Below are 18,267 nucleotides of genomic sequence, written 5' to 3'. Positions count from 1 at the left end.
CCGGCCGGCCGAGTACGACTACGGTGACGCCATGACCGAGCAGGAGGGCCGGCCGGCACCGGAACGCCATCCGGCCCGTTGGTTCGACGACGAGGCGGGGCCCGTCGTCCGTCCGTACGCGATGACGCGCGGGCGCACCCGCACGGCCGCCGAGGGGCGGTTGGACCTGATCGCGCTGGTGGTCGCGGAGAGCCGGGCCGAGGGGACGATCACGGATCAGACGCTCTCGCCGGAGCACGTCGACATCGTCGAGCTGTGCCGCGAGGTGCCCCAGTCGGTCGCCGAGCTGGCGGCCGAGTTCGACCTGCCGGTCGGCGTGGTCCGGGTCCTCATCGGCGATCTGCTGGACGCCGGGCTGGTCCACGTCACCCGCCCGGTGCCGCCGGCGGAGCTGCCGGACGAGCAGGTGCTGCGCGAGGTCATCGACGGCCTGCGCGCGCTGTGACGGCGCGGCCGGACGCCGCCGCGGACCGCACCGCCGCCCGCCCCGGACCCGGGTGGGCGGCGGCCGTCCCCGGCCGGCACCACCCGGCGAGAAGCGCGCCCGGCGCCCGACTACGGTTGCGGTGATCATCCGTCACCCCCCCACCGGCCGGCACACCGTGCCCGACCCCGGACCCCAGGAGCCCCCACCATGGCTGCCGCCCCTGCCCCCGCCCCCGTCACCCGCCTGCGGCTGACCGCCGGTCCGCACACCTTCGACGCGCTGGCCAGCGGGCCGGCCGACGGCGAGGTCGTGTTGCTGCTGCACGGCTGGCCCGAGTTCGCCGACTGCTGGCACGCCGTCCTGCCCGCACTGGGCGCCGCCGGCTACCGCGCGCTCGCCGTCGACCAGCGCGGCTACTCCCCGGACGCCCGCCCGCCGCGGATCGCCGACTACGCCGTCCCCGAACTCGTCGCCGACGCCCTCGCCTTCGCCGACTCCCAGGGCGCCGACCGCTTCCACGTCGTCGCCCACGACTGGGGCGGCATGGTCGCCTGGGCGCTGGCCGGCGCCCACCCCGAGCGGCTGGCGTCGCTGACCGTGCTCGCCACGCCGCACCCCGAGGCGCTCAACCGTGCCGCCGCCGAGGACGCCGAACAGCACCACCGGTTGGACTACGTCCGCTTCTTCCGCCGCCCGGACGGCGCCGCCGAAGCCTCGCTGCTCGCCGACGACGCGGCCCGCCTGCGCGCCGCCTACGGCGGCAAGGTCCCCGCCGAACTGGTCGAGTCCAACGTCCGGCGGCTCACCGAGCCCGGCGCGCTGACCGCGACCCTGAACTGGTACCGCGCCCCCGAGTCGGTGATCTCGGTGCCCGCCGGGCGGATCGCGGTCCCCACCCTCTTCCTGTGGGGCAGCGAGGACGTCGCCCTGGGCCGCGGCGCGGCCGAGTCGACGGGGGAGTGGGTGGACGGCCCCTACCGCTTCGAGGCCCTGGAGGGTGTCAGCCACTGGCTGCCCGAGGAGGTCCCCGCACGGGTCACCCCGCAGGTCCTCGACCACCTCGCCGCCCACCGGCAGGGCTGATTCCCCCGCCGCGCGGTCCTTTTGGGGCGGTTGGCGGCCTCTGCCCGGCGGCCGGACCGGCCCGGACGGCCCTCAAGTGGGCGCCGTACGGCGCACGTTGTACGGTGCAGGGGCGACCGCGGTCGGTGGTCGCCTCTGCACGGGCCCCGGGGACACCTCGCGCTGCCCCGCGCGTCCCGCAGCCCGCATCCTCGGCAACCACGAGAAGGAATCCCATGGTCTGGCGTTCTGAGCGCCACCGCCGGTCCGCCCCGGTCGAGCCGGTGACACTCAAGATCCTCGTCGCCGGCGGTTTCGGCGTCGGCAAGACCACCCTGGTGGGCGCGGTCAGCGAGATCCGACCGCTGCGGACGGAGGAGCGGCTGACCGAGGCCGGCCGCCCGGTCGACGACCTGCACGGCGTCGAGGCCAAGTCCACGACTACCGTCGCGATGGACTTCGGCCGGATCACCGTGCACGAGGGACTGGTCCTGTACCTGTTCGGCACCCCCGGGCAGGACCGCTTCTGGTTCCTGTGGGACGAGTTGGCCCGCGGCGCGCTCGGCGCGGTCGTGCTCGCCGACACCCGGCGGCTGGCGGACAGCTTCGCCGCCGTCGACTACTTCGAGCGCCGCAGCCTGCCCTTCGTCGTCGCCGTCAACTGTTTCGACGGCGCCGACCGCTACCCCGTCGAGGCCGTCAAGGACGCCCTGGACCTCGACCCCGCCGTCCCGGTGGTGCTCTGCGACGCCCGCGCGCAGGACTCGGCGCGGGACGTGCTGGTCGCCGTCGTCGAACACGCGATGCGACGCGGCGCCCAACGGCGGGAGCCCGCCCTGTCCTGACCGGCACCCCGGGAGCGCCCCGACGCTGCGCCGCCCCGACCCGCGCTTCCCTGACCCGCGCTTCCCTGACAGGGCGCGGAAGTACGGCCCGTACCCCGCCGCCCGGGGCACGGGCCGTACGCCTGCGGCGTGCCGGGGCCAGGTCACGGGCGGGGCTCCGCGAGCGGCGCGGGCAGCCGGGGCCGGCCCCGCTGCCGGGCGGTGCGCCGCGGTCAGCCGGCGGTCCGCGCCCCCTCCCGCCCCGTCGCCGCCCGGCCCTCGGCCCCGTCCACCCCCACGGCCGCCGCGGGCTCCACCGCCGCCGCCGGGCCCGGTACCCGCGCGGCCGCTCCCCGTCGTACCTCGGTGTGCGTCGACCCCGGCCGCCCCACCACCCAGCTCGCCCCCGGCAGTTCCTTGGCGGCCTTCTTCAACGGCGCCAGCGCGGCCGCCGCCGGCCCGTGGCCGGTGACGCTGCCGGGGGGACAGACCACCGTCGCCAGCGACAGCGTCACCGGCAGCTCGCCGGCCGACCACGCCACGTCCAGCAGCGCCTTGGCGAACGGCTCCAGCCCGTCCGGCTCGGCCAGCACCAGGAAGTCGTCGCCGCCGATGTGCCCCACCCGGCTGGCCGGTTCGCCCGCCGCCACCTCCGCCAGCGTCCGCCCCACCGACCGGATCAGCTCGTCCCCCGCCGCGAAGCCGGCACCGTCGTTGACCTGCTTGAACCCGTCGACGTCCAACCAACTCAGGGCGATCTCCCGCCCCTCGGCGATCCGCCGGTCCACCTCGCCGTTGACCGCGTCCGACCCCGGCAGCCGGGTCAGCGGATTGAGCCGGGCCGCCTCCTCCACCCGGCTCTCGGCCAGGGCCCGCAGGATGTCGGCGAGGTGCACCACCCCGATGCAGCGGCCGTGCTCGTCCACCACCGCCACGTCGTCCCCGGCCCGGTCCCGCTCACCGTCGGCGATCATGTCCAGCACCTGCCAGGCGGTGGCGTCCGCGCCCACCGTCCGCGGCCGGTCCGCCAGCCGCAGCGCGGGCCGGTCCGCGTACAGCGCGTGCCCGTACCGCCCGGAGAGCGACAGCAGGAACCGGTCCCGGTCGATCGCTCGCACCGGCACCCCGTCGGCGTCCACCAGCAGCACCCCCGACACCTCGGGGAACCCGGTCAGATGGCTGCGCACCGCCCCCGCCGACGCGCCCATCGGCAGCAGCGCGGCCGGCTGGAGGAACTGCGCCACCGGCGGTCCCGACGGCGCCCGGTCCGGTACCCGCCGCCCGCTCACCGGCGCCGGCAGCGCCGCCGGCACGTACACCTCCGTCGCCGCCCGCCGCGACGGCGGCGCGAACAGGTGCCCCTGCGCGAGCTGCACCCCGGCCTCCCGCACCGCCGCGTACTGCCGCTCGGTCTCCACCCCCTCGATGGCCAGCAGGCCGCCCACCCGCTCGCACAGCTGCCGCATCGCGGCCACCGCCGCCTGCCGCCCCGGGTCGCGCTCCAGCCGCACGCACAGCGAACGGTCCAACTTCACCAGGTCCGGCGCGAGTTCACCCAGCAGCCGCAGCGGCAGATCGCCGTCCCCGACCCCGTCGGCGCAGATCCGGTAGCCCGCGTCCCGCAGCCCCGCCACCGCGGCCAGCAGCTCCTGCTCCGGAACCTGGGCGAACGGCCCCACCAGGTCCAGGGTGATCTCCCACGGCCGCCGGCCCGCGGCCCGCACCGCCGCCCCCAAGGACGCCAGCTCCGGGCGCCGGGCCACCGTCCCCGCGAAGACGTTGACGTGCAGCGGCAGCAGCGTCTCCTGCTCCGCCGCGGCCTGCACGGCGAGGGCCGCCAACTCCGCGTCCAGATCGGGACACCGACGCGCGCAGGCCAGTACGTCGACCTCGCCGTCCTCGGGTCTGACGAGGGGCTCCAGCGCGGCGACCGAGCCGGTCGCGAGGTTCACCACGGGCTGGAAAGCGAAGCGGAGCTGGTCCGTCCAGGCAGGCACGAGCAGCAGGATGCCGCTCCCCGGGCGCCTCCGCCGCCGCGTTCACGCACTGTTCACACACCCTTCCGGGGCGTGCGGCGGTCGGGGTGCGGCCGGGCCGTCGCGGCCACCCTTGACGCTTCATCAGTAACGATGGCGTCCTCCCGACCGACGCGTGACGCCGGTACAGTCACCGGCGCGCCCACACCGCCCACGAGAGGGCCCGCCCGTGACCGAAGCCGCCCGCACCGACGGCCACCCCGCGCACTCCGAGGCCGCCCCGGACACCCCCGCCGTCAGGCTCACCGCCCTCACCAAGGACTACACCACCCGCACGACCGGCACCGTCCGCGCCCTCGACGCCGCCGAACTCACCATCCAACAGGGCGAGTTCTTCACGCTCCTCGGCCCGTCCGGCTCCGGCAAGACCACCCTGCTGCGCCTCATCGCCGGCTTCGAACGCCCCACCGCCGGCCGGATCGACCTCGCCGGCCGCGACGTCACCGCCCTCCCGCCCAGCCGCCGCGACGTCCACACCGTCTTCCAGGACTACGCGCTCTTCCCCCACATGACCGTGGAGCAGAACGTCGCCTACGCGCTCACCGTCCGCGGCGTACGGAAGGCCGAACGGCTCGCCAGGGCCCGCGAGGCCCTGCACACCGTCCAACTCGACGACCACGCCCGGCACCGACCCGCCCAGCTCTCCGGCGGTCAACGGCAGCGCGTCGCCCTGGCCCGCGCCCTGATCGACCGCCCCGCCCTCCTGCTCCTCGACGAACCGCTGGCCGCCCTCGACCGCCGGCTCCGCCACGAACTGCAGCGCGAACTGGCCCGCCTCCAGCGCGCCACCGGCGTCACCTTCCTCCTCGTCACCCACGACCAGGAGGAGGCCCTCACCCTCAGCGACCGGCTCGCCGTCCTCGACCACGGCCGGCTCGTCCAGACCGGCCCGCCCCGGGACCTCTACGACCGCCCGGCCACCGCTTTCGTCGCGGCCTTCGTCGGCACCACCAACCTGGTCCGCGACGCCACCGCGGTCCGCCTCATGGGCGCACCCGGCACCTACAGCATCCGCCCCGAACACCTCCGCATCGCCGCCCCCGGCACCCCGGACGCCACCCCCCGCCCGGGCGAGCGGACCACCCACGGGCGGATCACCGGCATCGCCCACGCCGGCGCCCACACCCGCCTCACCGTCCGCCCCGACCCCGACGGCGACGAACTCACCGTGCTGCACCTGAACACCTCCGCACTGCCCGACGCCGCCCGCCCCGGCGCCAGCGTCCTCGTGCTGTGGCGCACCGACGACGCCCGCCGGCTGCCGGAGTGACATCCCGGTGAGGCCCCCTGGTGGCAGACCGTCGCCATCCGGATACTGACGGGAACCGATGGTCGGGTGCGGTAGGAGGGTTCGGCATGCGCAAGGCGAAATTCTGGACGGCCTCGATGGGGGTCGGCGCACTGCTGCTCGCCACGGCCTGTGGCAGCGGCACCGGCGACAAAGGCGCCACCGCGCAGCGGACCGTCGGCAAGGGGGAGGGCCGGGTCGACGTCATCGCCTGGGCCGGATACGCCGAGGACGGCTCCAACGATCCCAAGGTCGACTGGGTGCACCCCTTCGAGAAGAGCACCGGCTGCAAGGTCAACACCAAGGTCGCCGGCACCTCCGACGAGATGGTCGCACTGATGAAGACCGGCCAGTACGACACCGTCTCCGCGTCCGGCGACGCCACCCTGCGCCTGATCGCGGCCAAGGACGTCGCCCCCGTCAACACCGACCTCGTCCCCAACTACCGGGACGTCTTCAGCGGCCTGAAGATGCGCCCGTTCAACTCCCGCAACGGGCAGATGTACGGCATCCCGCACGGCCGCGGCGCCAACCTCCTGATGTACCGCACCGACCGGGTCACCCCGGCCCCCGACTCCTGGAAGGCCGTCTTCGACGACGCCGCCAAATACCCCGGCAAGGTCACCGCCTACGACTCGCCCATCTACATCGCCGACGCCGCCCTCTACCTCATGAAGACCGAACCGGCCCTCGGCATCAAGGACCCCTACGCGCTCGACCAGACCCAACTCGACGCCGCCGTAGCCCTCTTGAAGAAACAACGACGCAGCATCGGCGAATACTGGAGCGACTATCAGAAGGAAGTCACCGCCTTCAAGGGCGGCGACAGCGTCATCGGCGACGCCTGGCAGGTCATCGCCAACACCGCCCTCGCCGAAAAGGCCCCGGTGAAGGCCGTCCTCCCCAAGGAAGGCGCCACCGGCTGGTCCGACACCTGGATGATCTCCGCCAAGGCCGCCCACCCCAACTGCGCCTACAAATGGCTCAACTGGATCATCTCGCCCAAGGTCAACGCCCAGGTCGCCAGCTACTTCGGTGAAGCCCCCGCCAACGCCAAGGCATGCCGGGAAACCACCGACCCGCACCACTGCGCCATCTACCACGCCGACGACGAGAGCTACTACCGCCGCGTGCACTTCTGGACCACCCCCACCCGCCAGTGCCTCGACGGCCGCACCCACACCACCTGCACCGACTACGCCCAGTGGACCCGCGCCTGGACGGAGATCAAGGGCTGACCCGGCCCACCGCGATGGCCCCCGCACCCGGCCACCGGGGCCGGCTCGCAGCCCTCCTCGCCCCGCCCCTCCTGTGGCTGGTCCTCGCCTACCTCGGCTCCCTCGCCGTCCTCCTCCTCTCCGCCTTCTGGACCACCGACCCCTTCACCTCCGACGTCCTGCACACCTGGACCCCCGACAACTTCCACGAACTGCTCACCACCCCCGTCTACCGCACCGTCGCCGTCCGCACCGTCGGCATCGCCCTCGCGGTCACCTTCCTCGACGCCCTGCTGGCGCTCCCCATGGCCTACTTCACGGCCCGGATCGCCACCGGTCGACTCCGCCGGGCCCTCCTGGTCGCCGTCCTCACCCCGCTGTGGGCCGGCTACCTGGTCAAGGCGTACGCCTGGCGCGTACTGCTCAGCGACCACGGCCTGATCAACGCCGTCCTCGCCCCGTTCGGGCTGCGCGGTCCCGGCTACGGCACCACCGCCGTGGTCATCGTGCTCGCCTACCTCTGGCTGCCGTACATGATCCTTCCGGTACACGCCGCCCTGGAACGGCTGCCCGCCCAACACCTCGAAGCCTCCGCCGACCTCGGCGCCGGCACCCTGCGCACCCTCCGCTCGGTGATCGCCCCCACCGTCCGCCCCGCCCTCCTGGCCGGCTCGGTCTTCACCTTCTCGCTCAGCCTCGGCGACTACCTCACCGCCCAGATCGTCGGCGGCCGCACCCAACTCCTCGGCAACGTCATCGCCTCCCAGGTCACCCTCGACCTGCCGCTCGCCGCCGCACTGTCCACCGTGCCCGTCGCCCTCGTCGTCGGCTACCTCGCCGCCGTCCGCCGGGCCGGCGCGCTCGACCAGCTCTGACCCCAGGAGGCCAGGTGCACCTGTCACGCACCGCCCGTGCCGTGCTCGGCGCCGTGACCGCAGCCGGCCTCGCCCTGATCCACCTCCCGCTCCTCCTGGTCGTGCTGAACTCCGTCAACGCCGACCCGTCGTTCGCCTGGCCGCCGCCCGCGCTCACCGGCGAGTGGTGGACGCGCGCCCTCCACACCGCCGGCGCCCGCGACGCGCTCACCACCTCACTGCGGGCCGGCCTGGGCGCCACCGCCGTGGCCCTGGTCCTCGGCAGCCTCGCCGCCTTCGCCGTCCACCGACACCGCTTCTTCGGCCGGCAGACGGTGTCGTTCCTGCTCGTGCTGCCGCTCGCGCTGCCCGGCATCGTCACCGGCATCGCCCTCAACGCCGCGTTCCGCACCGTCCTCGAACCCCTGGGCATCGGCTTCGGCCTGTTCACCGTCATCGTCGGCCATGCGACCTTCTGCGTGGTCATCGTCTTCAACAACGTCGCCGCCCGGCTGCGCCGGATCGCCCCCTCGCTCGCCGAGGCCTCCGCCGACCTCGGTGCCCGCCCCTGGCAGACCCTCCGCCACGTCACCCTCCCCGCGCTCGCCCCGGCCCTGTTCGCGGGTGCCCTGCTGGCCTTCGCGCTCTCCTTCGACGAGGTGGTGGTGACCACCTTCACCGCCGGCGCCGGCACCAAGACCCTGCCGATCTGGATCTACGAGAACCTCGCCCGCCCCCACCAGGCCCCGGTCGTGGACGTCGTCGCCACCCTCCTCATCGCCCTCTCCGTGATCCCCGTCTACGCCGCCCAGCGGCTCTCCTCGGACCCGGCCGGCGGACGCCTCTGAGGACGCCCGCCGCACCGCACCCGGCGCCCCTCCCGGAAGGGCACCCGGGCGTACACCCGGGATTCAGCGACGCCGCAGCGAACTCCGCGCGATCGGGAAATCGAAATACGTGTCCGGGAACGTCTCCGGCGAGAACGTGTAGTGCCACCACTCGTCCGCGTAGTTCACGAACCCGGCCTTCTCCAGTCCCGCCTTCAACAGCAGCCGATGGGCCCGCTGCTTGCCCGATATCCGCGGATCGAGGGTGTGCGCGAGGGTGTCGAAGCAGTCGAACCCGGTCCCCATGTCCAGGGAGTTGTCCGGGAAACGGCTCGCCTCGGGCCCGAAGCACGACGTCAGCGGCTCCCCGGGCACGTACGGCCGGGTCGGCACCGCCGGCAGCTCGACCAGCGTCAGATCGACCGTACTGCCCCTGCTGTGACCGGACTTCTCCGCGATGTACCCGTCCCGGAACAGCACCGACTTGTCCACCCGCGGATAGAACTCCGCCTTCATCCGCTGGTCGGACAGGTCCTTCGCCCAGGCCACGAAGTGGTCCACGGCCCGCTGCGGGCGGTAGCAGTCGTACACCTTGAGGGAGTAGCCGCGCCGCAGGAAGGCGACCTGAGCCCGGTGCAGCGCCCGCGCCGCGTCCCGGGTGAGGATGCACATCGGCTCGCGGTACCCCGTCGCCGGTACGCCCAGGAAATCGTGCGGCGTGGCGTACCGGATCTCCTGGATGACCGTGGGATCGACGTCGCGCAGCGCCACGAACTCCCGCGGCGCCTTGGGGCCGTCGGCGCCGGCGGGGCGTGCCGACGCGGCGCCGGGCCCCGCCGCCGCGCTCGACGGGACGAGGGCGACGGTCAGCAGGGCGGCGGCAGCGGCGGCCAGGCCGCGCCAGGCGGCAGCAAGTCTCGGCATGCCCCTCGTCTACCAGGCCCGGCGGTCACGGGGAACCCCTCGACGGCGAACGGCCCGTACGCCTGTGCCCCGCCCAACCCGCCCGCCCCACCGGCCCGTTACCCGCCCGCCGCCGGACCATCGCCCCCCGGAGCCGCCGCCCCCGCGTCCTCCCCGGCCACCCCCCGCACCCGCACCCGATACCCCACCGGGCTCCCGTCCCGCCGCTCCACGACCACCCGACCGCCCTCCCACCGGGAGGCGAACCGCTCCACCTCCGGTCGCCGCCAGCCGTCCCCGCAGTCCGGCACCACCAACCCCCCGCCCGTCCGCCCGACCGCCGGCGCCCACGCCTCCAGCTCCGTACCGCCGTCCGCCCCCGTCACCGGCAGCACGGCACCGGCCCGCGCCAACACCGGGATGCGGGACAGCGGCGCCTCCACCCACACCCGCCCCGGCCCCTCGTAGGCCCGCCCGGTCGCGGTGTCGTACCACCGGCCGCGCGGCAACCGCACCGCCCGCCGCACCGCCCCCGCCTCCAACACCGGCGCCACCAACAACGCGTCCCCCAACAAGAACGCGTCCGTACAGTCCCGCAACGCCCGGTCCCGCGGCGAACTCCACCACACCGGCCGCACGTACGGCGCCCCCGACAGCCGCGCCAACTGCCCCAACGTCACGAAGTACGGCAACAGCCGGACCCGCTCCCGCAGCGCCGCCCCCGCGTGCGCCAGCGCCTCCGCCCCGTACTCCCACGGCTCCCGCCGCCCCGCCCACAACGCCGAATGCGTCCGGAACAGCGGCAGGTACGCCCCCAACTGGAACCACCGCACATACAGCTCGGGCGACGGCACCCCCGAGAACCCGCCCACGTCCGGCCCGCTGTACGGCACCCCGCACAACCCCAGCCCCAACACCAGCGACAACGACGCCCGCAGCCCCGGCCACCCGGTCGCCACGTCCCCCGACCAGGTCCCCCCGTACCGCTGGAGCCCCGCCCAGCCCGACCGGGAGAACAGGAACGGCCGCTCCCCGGGCCGCAGTTCGCACAACCCCTCGAAGGCCGCCTGCGCCATCGCCAGCCCGTAGACGTTGTGCGCCTCCCGGTGGTCACCACCGTGCCCCTCCAGGTCGTGCCGCGCCGACCGGGGCAGCGTCGCCTCCCCGAACGCCGCGAACGACACCGGCTCGTTCATGTCGTGCCACACCCCGGCGAAGCCCTGCGCCAGCCGCTCCGCGTACAGCGCCCCCCACCACTTGCGCACCCGCGGATCGGTGAAGTCCGGATACACCGACTCGCCCGGCCACACCTCCCCCCGCACCAGCTGCCCCTGCGCGTCCCGCACGAACGCGTCCACCGCCGACCCGCCGTCGTACACCGCGTTGCCCGGCTCCGCCTTCACCGCCGGATCGACGATCGACACCAACCGCACCCCCGCGGCCCGCAACTCCCCGGCCAATCCCGGAAGATCCGGAAACCGCTCCCGGTCCACGGTGAACACCCGGTGCCCGTCGTAGTGGTCGATGTCCAGATGCACCGCCGACAGCGGCAGCTCCCGCTCCCGGTAGCCCGCCACCACGCGCCGCACCTCGTCCGCACCGCCGAACCCCCACCGGGCGTGCTGGTACCCCAACGCCCAACGGGGCGGCAGCGCCGGCGCACCGGTCAGCGCCGTCCACCCCTGCAACACCCGGGCCGGCGTCCCCGCCAGCACCCAGTAGCGCAGCGGCCCGCCGTCCATCCGCACCTCGCAGGTGCCCGGCCGGTCGTGCCCCGACCCGGCGCCCTCCGCGCCCTCCTGCAACGCCACGAGGCCGTCCCAGGAGTTGTCGTGGAACACCAGGTGCGTCCCCGCGTCGGCCACCACCAACTGCACCGGCATCGTCAGGTACAGCGGATCGTCCCCGGGCCCGAAGGCACCGCCCGGATCGGTGTTCCACAGCCGGTACGTCCCGTCCCGCAACCGCGGCCCGGACGACCGGCCGCCCAGCCCGAAGAACCGCGCGTCCGCCGCCACCTGGGACCGCTGCACCCACCGCGACGTCACCGCCCCCGCGGGCCGCCCGTCCGGCTCCCCGGCCTCCACCGCGTCGCCCCCGGCCGCGACGCCCTCCGGACCGTCCCCTTCCGGACCGCCCCCGGCCGCGTCGTCGGACCCGTCCGGCACGCCGTCCACGGCCCGGTGCCACCAGCGCGGCGGCAACTCCCGCCGCAACAGCGCCCCACCCGGCGTGCGCACCTCCACCGCACCGAACCGGGACACCACCACCAGCACCCGCTCCGAGACGATCCGCCAGCCGCCCTCCGTGTCCGGCTCCAGCACCGCCCGCGGATCCACCGCCGGACACGCCCCGGCCAACGCATACGACGGCTCCGGCCCGGCCCCGTCCCAGCCGCAGAACACCGCACCGCCCGCCGCGACCCGCACCCGCAGCGACGACCGCGCGAAACGGATCACCCCGCCCCCCGGCAACCGCTCCGCCCCACGTGCCTCACCTGGCACCCGCGCCCGCTCCGCACCGCGCCGCGGCAGCGCCCGCGCATCCGCTCTGCTCCGCCGCCACGCCGCACGCACGGACCGCAGCCCCTGCACCGCCCCGACCGCCCTGACCATCCGTACCGACCGCACCAGATCACGCCCGTCCATGCCGGTCAGCCTGCCACTGACGACCCGCCCGGCGGGAACCGTTCAACTGCCGTTCACCTGCGCACGGGCGAGCCGGCCACTTCCCGCACCGAACCCGCTCCCTCGCCCGGCCGGAACCGTCCCGCCCACGGAGACCTCCGCCACCCCCCCCGAATCTGCCGGTCCACCCTGGTGCCCGAGTCGATCACGTGGCATCGTCCAGGCAAGCCGGTCACGCGCACCACCGGGGGACCCCCACCACCGCGCGGGACCGCCGCCCACGACGCGTACCTGCCAGGAGCCGCATCATGACCACCGCCCCGCACTCCGCCGCACAACCGGCACCGGAGCCGCTCTGGCAGCCCGGCCCGGACCGGATCGCCGGCGCACAGGTCACCCGCTTCCACACCTGGGCCGCCACCCACCACGGCGCACCCGCCCCCACCCCCGGCGACCCCGCGGCCAGCTACGCCGCCCTGCACCGCTGGTCCGTCGAGGACCTCCCGACCTTCTGGCAGGCCGTCGCCGAGTGGTTCGACGTCCGCTTCGGCACCCCCTACGACACCGTCCTCGCCGACCGCACGATGCCCGGCGCCCGCTGGTTCCCCGGCGCCACCCTCAACTACGCCGAACACGCCCTGCGCGCCGCCGAGGACCCCACCCGCGCCGACACCCCCGCCCTGCTCCACGTCGACGAGCGCCAGCAACCGGTCGCCGTCACCTGGGCCGAGCTCCGCGACCAGGTCGGCTCCCTGGCCGCCGCCCTGCGCCGCCTCGGCGTCCGCCCCGGCGACCGCATCAGCGGCTACCTCCCCAACGTCCCGCAGGCCGTCGTCGCCCTCCTGGCCACCGCCGCGGTCGGCGCCGTGTGGACCTCCTGCGCCCCCGACTTCGGCGCCCGCAGCGTCCTGGACCGCTTCCAACAGGTCGAACCCGTCGTCCTGTTCACCGTCGACGGCTACCGCTACGGCGGCAAGGAACACGACCGCCGCGACACCGTCGCCGAACTCCGTGCCGAACTGCCCACACTGCGCGCCGTCGTCCACGTCCCCCTGCTCGGCACCCCCGCCCCCGAAGGGGCCCTCGACTGGTCCGACCTCACCTCGGACGCCACCGAGCCGGACTTCGCGCAGGTCCCCTTCGACCACCCGCTGTGGGTCCTGTACTCCTCCGGCACCACCGGCCTGCCCAAGGCCATCGTCCAGTCCCAGGGCGGCATCCTCCTCGAACACCTCAAGCAGACCGGCCTGCACTGCGACCTCGGCCCCGACGACCGCTTCTTCTGGTACACGTCCACGGGCTGGATGATGTGGAACTTCCTCGTCGGCGGCCTCCTCGCCGGCGCCACGATCGTCCTGTACGACGGCAGCCCCGGCCACCCCGACACCGCCGCCCAGTGGCAGGTCGCCGCCGCCACCCGCACCACCGTCCTCGGCACCTCCGCCGCCTACGTGATGGCCTGCCGCAAGGCCGGCCTGCACCCCGCCCGCGACCTCGACCTCACCACCATCACCTGCGTCGCCACCACCGGCTCCCCGCTCCCGCCGGACGGCTTCCGCTGGCTGCACGACACCTTCGCCGAAGCCGGCACCGACCTGTGGACCGCCTCCGTCAGCGGCGGCACCGACGTCTGCAGCTGCTTCGCCGGCGCCGTCCCCACCCTCCCCGTCCACATCGGCGAACTCCAGGCCGCCTGCCTGGGCACCGACCTCCAGGCGTGGGACCCCCAGGGCAAGCCGGTCATCGACGAGGTCGGCGAACTGGTCGTCACCAACCCCATGCCCTCCATGCCCACCCGCTTCTGGAACGACCCCGACGGCACCCGCTACCACGACAGCTACTTCGACACCTACCCCGGCGTCTGGCGGCACGGCGACTGGATCACCGTCACCTCCCGCGGCAGCGTCGTCATCCACGGCCGCTCCGACTCCACCCTCAACCGCCAGGGCGTCCGGATGGGCTCCGCCGACATCTACGAGGTCGTCGAACGCCTCCCCGAGATCCGCGAATCCCTCGTCATCGGCCTCGAACTCCCCGACGGCGGCTACTGGATGCCGCTCTTCGTCCACCTCGCCCCCGGCGCCACCCTGGACGACGACCTGCGCGACCGCATCAAGCGCACCATCCGCACACAACTCTCACCCCGCCACGTCCCCGACGAGATCATCGAAGCCCCCGGCGTCCCGCACACCCTCACCGGCAAGCGCATCGAGGTCCCGATCAAGCGCCTCCTGGCCGGCACCCCCCTCGAAAAGGCCGTCAACCCCGGCTCCGTCGACGACCTCGAACTCCTCCGCTTCTACGAGCGGATCGCCGCCGACCGGGCCCAGTGACCCCACCCCGGCGCCGGCGGCACCCCACCCCGGCGCCGGGCCCCCACGCCCGACCGGCCCAGCCGCCGTTGTCAGACCCCCCGATTACTCTCGGTGACAAAGGTCGTCCGACCAGTGACGCCCGACCGACGCACCCACCGAGGGGGAGCCATGACACCCACCACCCGCCCCATCCACCACCCAGCCGGCCGCCCGGTCCGCCGCGGCCTCCTCGGCACCGCCGCCGTCCTCGCCGACGCCCGCGACTTCGCCGCCATGCGCCGCTACCGCACCTTCCCGTTCCACGACCACCGCGGCTACCTCCGACAACTGGAGGACCTGCTGCGCACCCTCGCCGCCCAGGGCGTGCACACCACCCTCTGCCTCTTCGACCCGACCGCCTACGCCCACTACTGCACCGACCACGACCTCGACCCCGACGACCCCGGCAGCCGCAGCCGCTACACCGCCGCCGTCGCCCGCACCGGCGCCACCCTCGCCTACGACGGCACCCCGCTCGACCGGCTCCTGCCGTTACTCACCGAGGAAGCCGCCCGCCGCGCCTCCTGGGACCGCGCCACCGCCCTCCTGGCCCGCGCCGGCCGCTGCACCACATGCGGCCACGACCTCGCCCAGGCGGCGTTCACCCGCGCCACCACCGCCCTCCACCACCTCCTGAGCGCCCTCGGGGACGGCACCCACCACCTCGTCTGCACCCTCCCCGACACCACCGGCCCGCTCCGCGCCTACCTCCTCGCCACCACCAGCCCCGACGGCACCCCACCGCGCCTGCCCGAGTCCGAGACGCTCGCCTTCTGCACGGTCCTCGCCGCCGCCCTGGCCCGCCCCACCACCGGCGCCCTCGTCTGCCGCACCACCCCCACCGCCGCCGCCACCCCCGCCACCGTCCGCGGCTGGCGCCTGCGCGACGCCTGGCCCGCGCCCCTCAGCGCCGCCGAGATCTTCGACGCCTACTGCACCGACCCCGAAACCGACGAACCCATCCCGCCCGAGCACCGCGTCGACTACGCCCCCGGCCTGCCCCTGCCACCCCCACCCGGCCCGCACTGCCACCCCTGACCCCACCCACCGCAGGGACCCCGCAGACACGCGAAACGGCCGCCCCGCCACACCGGCGGGACGGCCGTCCCGAATCACCTCAACACGGCGCCGCGCGCCGCCCCGATCACTCCCCGGAGAGCACCGCCTGCGCGGCCGCCCGGGCATCCGCAGCGGTGTCCGCGGCCCGCGCCGCGGCCGCCGCCCGCTCGCACTGCGCCAGCGTGTGCTTGGCCAGCGTCGCCCGCACGTAGGGGATCGACGCCGCACCCATCGACAGGCTGGTGACCCCCAGACCCGTCAGCACGCACGCCAACAGCGGATCGGAGGCCGCCTCACCGCACACGCCACAGCTCTTGCCCTCGGCCTTGGCAGCCTCGGCCGAAGCCGCCACCAGGTCCAACAGCGCCGGCTGCCACGGATCCTGCAGCCGCGCCACCGCGCCCACCTGCCGGTCCGCCGCGAAGGTGTACTGCGCCAGGTCGTTGGTGCCCAGCGACAGGAACTCCACCTCCTGCAGGATCGACCGGGCCCGCAGCGCCGCCGACGGAATCTCCACCATCGCGCCGAACTTCGCCTGCAGCCCGGCCTCCCGGCAGGCATCCGCGAACGCCTTGGCGTCGATCCGGTCCGCCACCATCGGGGCCATGACCTCAAGGTAGACCGGCAGCCCCTCGGCGGCCTTGGCCAACGCCGACAGCTGCGTCCGCAGCACCTCGGGGTGGTCCAACAGCGTCCGCAGCCCCCGGACGCCCAGCGCCGGGTTCGGCTCGTCCGCCGGCGTCAGGAAGTCCAGCGGCTTGTCCGCCCCGGCGTCCAGCACGCGCACCACGACGCGCCCCTCCGGAAAGGCCTCCAGCACCTTCCGGTACGCCTCGACCTGCTTCTCCTCCGACGGCGCCTGCTTGCTGTCGTCCAGGAACAGGAACTCCGTGCGGAACAGCCCGACGCCCTCCGCACCGGCCTCCACCGCCGCCGGCACGTCCGCCGGCCCACCGACGTTCGCCAACAGCGGCACCTTGTGCCCGTCGGACGTGGCACCCGGACCGGACGACGCCGCCAGCGCCGCCTTCCGCTGCTCCGCCGCCCGCGTCAGCTCGGCCCGCTTCTCACCGCTCGGGTTGACGAACACCTCACCGGTGCTGCCGTCCACCGCGATCATGGTGCCCTCGACGATCTCACCCGCACCCGGCAGCGCCACCACGGCCGGCACGCCCAGCGCCCGCGCGAGGATCGCACTGTGGCTGGTCGGCCCGCCCTCTTCGGTCACGAACCCGAGCACCAGCGCCGGGTCCAGCAGCGCGGTGTCGGCCGGCGCCAGGTCCCGCGCGATCAGCACGTACGGCTCGTCGCTGTCCGGCACGCCCGGCATCGGCACGCCCAGCAGCCGCGCCACGATCCGGTTCCGCACGTCATCGAGGTCGGCCACCCGGCCCGCCAGGTACTCGCCCGCACCGGCCAGCAGCGCCCGGTACGCGGCGAACGCGTCGTACACCGCGCGCTCGGCCGTGCTGCCCACGGCGATCCGCCGCTCGACGTCGGCCATCAGCTCGGGGTCCTGGGCCATCATGGCCTGGGCCTCCAGCACGTGCTGGGCCTCGCCACCGGCCAGGTTGCCCCGCGCGATCAGGTCGGCGGCCACGGCCTCCACGGCCTGGCGGGCGCGCCCCTGCTCACGCTCCGCCTCCTCCGTGGGAATCTGCTTGGCCGGCGGCTCCAGCACCGCCGTGCCCATGTGCCGCACCTCGCCGATGGCCACGCCGTGGCTCACGCCGACGCCCCGCAGCGTTGTCTCCATGTCACCCGTCTCCGGTCGTTGCGGCGGGCCCGGCCGCCGCGGTGGATGTCGTACCTGCCGTCGCGCGACGGCGTCCGGCTGCTGTTACTGCCAGGAGAAGAGCGCGTCGCCGGCCTTGACGTCGCCGTCCTCGCGCACCTCGCCGAGCGAGTCGGCAGTCGCCTCCAGCGCAACGACCGGGCACACCGGCGACTTGCCGGCCTCCTCGACCGCGGCCGGGTTCCAGCGCACGACGGCCTGCCCGCGGCTCACGGTGTCGCCCTTGTTCACCAGCAGCTCGAAGCCCTCGCCGTTGAGCTGCACGGTGTCGATGCCGAGGTGCGTCAGCACGCCGTGGCCTTCGCCGTCCACGACGACGAACGCGTGCGGGTGCAGGGAGACGATGACGCCGTCCACGGGCGAAACCGCCGCCGACGGCTCACGGACCGGATCGATGGCGGTACCGGGGCCCACCATCGCGCCGGAGAAGACGGGGTCCGGCACTGCCGCGAGCCCGATTGCGCGTCCTGTAAGAGGGGACGTCACGGTGGTCATGGGAAACCTCCCGGGGGTGAAGATTCATCAGGCCGCCGTCACTGCCTGTCCCGGACGGCGCACCGTTGAGAAGCGTAAGTCATAAGAACTGACGGTTCCGCATGACAGAGCCCAGTTGTGCCCCCACCTCCGTGCGGAATCGATTTGCCTCGCCCACCCGCCCCCTGTACTGTCTGAGATCTGCCCCGAACAGCCAGGAAGCGCTTCGACGCGACCGACTAGTGGGCGGCACTCCTTCAGAGTCATGATCCAGATTCTCGAATCATGCGATTCTGCATGCCTGCAGAAAAGCGGTGGTTCGAAAGCCGGAAAAGCCCTGATAGAGTGTGAAACACCGAAGGGAAGCGCCCGGCGGAAACCCGAGAGGGAATCCAAAGGAAGCGTCCGTTCCTTGAGAACTCAACAGCGTGCCAAAAGTCAACGCCAGATATGTTGATACCCCGTCTCCATCATGGAGATGAGGTTCCTTTGAAAAGTCCTCCCAATAGCTTGGGAGGCG

Annotated in this window: 14 protein-coding genes; 9 read left to right on the top strand and 5 right to left on the bottom strand. The window is 74.1% G+C overall.

The window, feature by feature from the left end; translation table 11 throughout:
- The first annotated feature begins 31 nt into the window (after nucleotides 1-31).
- From ABD385_RS23965 to ABD385_RS23955, 3 genes are all read left to right on the top strand, one after another.
- Nucleotides 32-445, top strand: coding sequence for a DUF742 domain-containing protein (locus ABD385_RS23965; RefSeq protein WP_344579568.1), 414 nt, complete (start codon nucleotides 32-34; stop codon nucleotides 443-445).
- A 189-nt stretch (nucleotides 446-634) separates the two neighbouring features.
- Entirely contained in the window at nucleotides 635-1,510 is an 876-nt protein-coding gene (locus tag ABD385_RS23960; RefSeq protein WP_344579566.1) for an alpha/beta fold hydrolase, read from the top strand.
- 215 nt (nucleotides 1,511-1,725) lie between these two features.
- Nucleotides 1,726-2,334 carry a GTP-binding protein gene (locus ABD385_RS23955; RefSeq protein ID WP_344579564.1) on the top strand — a complete coding sequence of 203 codons (609 nt, stop codon included), beginning with the start codon at nucleotides 1,726-1,728 and terminating at the stop codon, nucleotides 2,332-2,334.
- Nucleotides 2,335-2,546: 212 nt separating this feature from the next.
- Here the strand turns inward: ABD385_RS23955 and ABD385_RS23950 are convergent, their stop codons facing one another.
- A complete protein-coding gene (locus tag ABD385_RS23950; RefSeq protein ID WP_344579562.1) occupies nucleotides 2,547-4,310 on the bottom strand; it encodes a bifunctional diguanylate cyclase/phosphodiesterase in 1,764 nt (587 codons plus the stop codon).
- A 208-nt stretch (nucleotides 4,311-4,518) separates the two neighbouring features.
- Between ABD385_RS23950 and ABD385_RS23945 the strand changes: the two genes are divergently transcribed.
- The 4 genes from ABD385_RS23945 to ABD385_RS23930 all read left to right on the top strand — a co-directional run bounded on the left by ABD385_RS23945 (nucleotide 4,519) and on the right by ABD385_RS23930 (nucleotide 8,556).
- Nucleotides 4,519-5,619 carry an ABC transporter ATP-binding protein gene (locus tag ABD385_RS23945; protein WP_344579560.1) on the top strand — a complete coding sequence of 367 codons (1,101 nt, stop codon included), beginning with the start codon at nucleotides 4,519-4,521 and terminating at the stop codon, nucleotides 5,617-5,619.
- 86 nt (nucleotides 5,620-5,705) lie between these two features.
- The gene (locus ABD385_RS23940; RefSeq protein ID WP_344579558.1) at nucleotides 5,706-6,875 is read left to right on the top strand and encodes an ABC transporter substrate-binding protein; all 1,170 of its coding nucleotides are present in this window, start codon (nucleotides 5,706-5,708) and stop codon (nucleotides 6,873-6,875) included.
- 14 nt (nucleotides 6,876-6,889) lie between these two features.
- On the top strand, nucleotides 6,890-7,729 hold the full coding sequence (locus ABD385_RS23935) for an ABC transporter permease (RefSeq protein WP_344579846.1): 840 nt from the start codon (nucleotides 6,890-6,892) through the stop codon (nucleotides 7,727-7,729).
- Nucleotides 7,730-7,743: 14 nt separating this feature from the next.
- The gene (locus ABD385_RS23930; protein WP_344579557.1) at nucleotides 7,744-8,556 is read left to right on the top strand and encodes an ABC transporter permease; all 813 of its coding nucleotides are present in this window, start codon (nucleotides 7,744-7,746) and stop codon (nucleotides 8,554-8,556) included.
- A gap of 63 nt (nucleotides 8,557-8,619) precedes the next feature.
- Here the strand turns inward: ABD385_RS23930 and ABD385_RS23925 are convergent, their stop codons facing one another.
- Together ABD385_RS23925 and ABD385_RS23920 are read right to left on the bottom strand one after the other, a co-directional pair.
- Nucleotides 8,620-9,459, bottom strand: coding sequence for a M15 family metallopeptidase (locus tag ABD385_RS23925; protein ID WP_344579556.1), 840 nt, complete (start codon nucleotides 9,457-9,459; stop codon nucleotides 8,620-8,622).
- 98 nt (nucleotides 9,460-9,557) lie between these two features.
- Entirely contained in the window at nucleotides 9,558-12,086 is a 2,529-nt protein-coding gene (locus ABD385_RS23920; protein ID WP_344579554.1) for a glycoside hydrolase family 31 protein, read from the bottom strand.
- 287 nt (nucleotides 12,087-12,373) lie between these two features.
- On the opposite strand from ABD385_RS23920, the gene ABD385_RS23915 reads away from it, so the two are divergent.
- Together ABD385_RS23915 and ABD385_RS23910 are read left to right on the top strand one after the other, a co-directional pair.
- Nucleotides 12,374-14,398, top strand: a complete 2,025-nt coding sequence (locus ABD385_RS23915; protein ID WP_344579552.1) for an acetoacetate--CoA ligase — start codon at nucleotides 12,374-12,376, stop codon at nucleotides 14,396-14,398.
- Nucleotides 14,399-14,548: 150 nt separating this feature from the next.
- Complete coding sequence (locus tag ABD385_RS23910; protein WP_344579550.1) at nucleotides 14,549-15,457, top strand: hypothetical protein; 909 nt, start codon at nucleotides 14,549-14,551, stop codon at nucleotides 15,455-15,457.
- Between the two features lie 106 nt (nucleotides 15,458-15,563).
- Here ABD385_RS23910 and ptsP read toward each other — a convergent pair whose 3' ends face one another.
- The gene (ptsP, locus tag ABD385_RS23905; RefSeq protein ID WP_344579549.1) at nucleotides 15,564-17,234 is read right to left on the bottom strand and encodes a phosphoenolpyruvate--protein phosphotransferase; all 1,671 of its coding nucleotides are present in this window, start codon (nucleotides 17,232-17,234) and stop codon (nucleotides 15,564-15,566) included.
- An 84-nt stretch (nucleotides 17,235-17,318) separates the two neighbouring features.
- Nucleotides 17,319-17,768, bottom strand: a complete 450-nt coding sequence (locus tag ABD385_RS23900) for a PTS sugar transporter subunit IIA (protein ID WP_344579546.1) — start codon at nucleotides 17,766-17,768, stop codon at nucleotides 17,319-17,321.
- Nucleotides 17,769-18,267: the final 499 nt, after the last annotated feature.

The organism is Streptomyces lunalinharesii, assembly GCF_039532155.1.
Classification (GTDB): Bacteria; Actinomycetota; Actinomycetes; order Streptomycetales; family Streptomycetaceae; genus Streptomyces; species Streptomyces lunalinharesii.
Note: the sequence above shows the minus strand (reverse complement) of the source record. Positions and strands in the feature narration are given on the sequence as shown.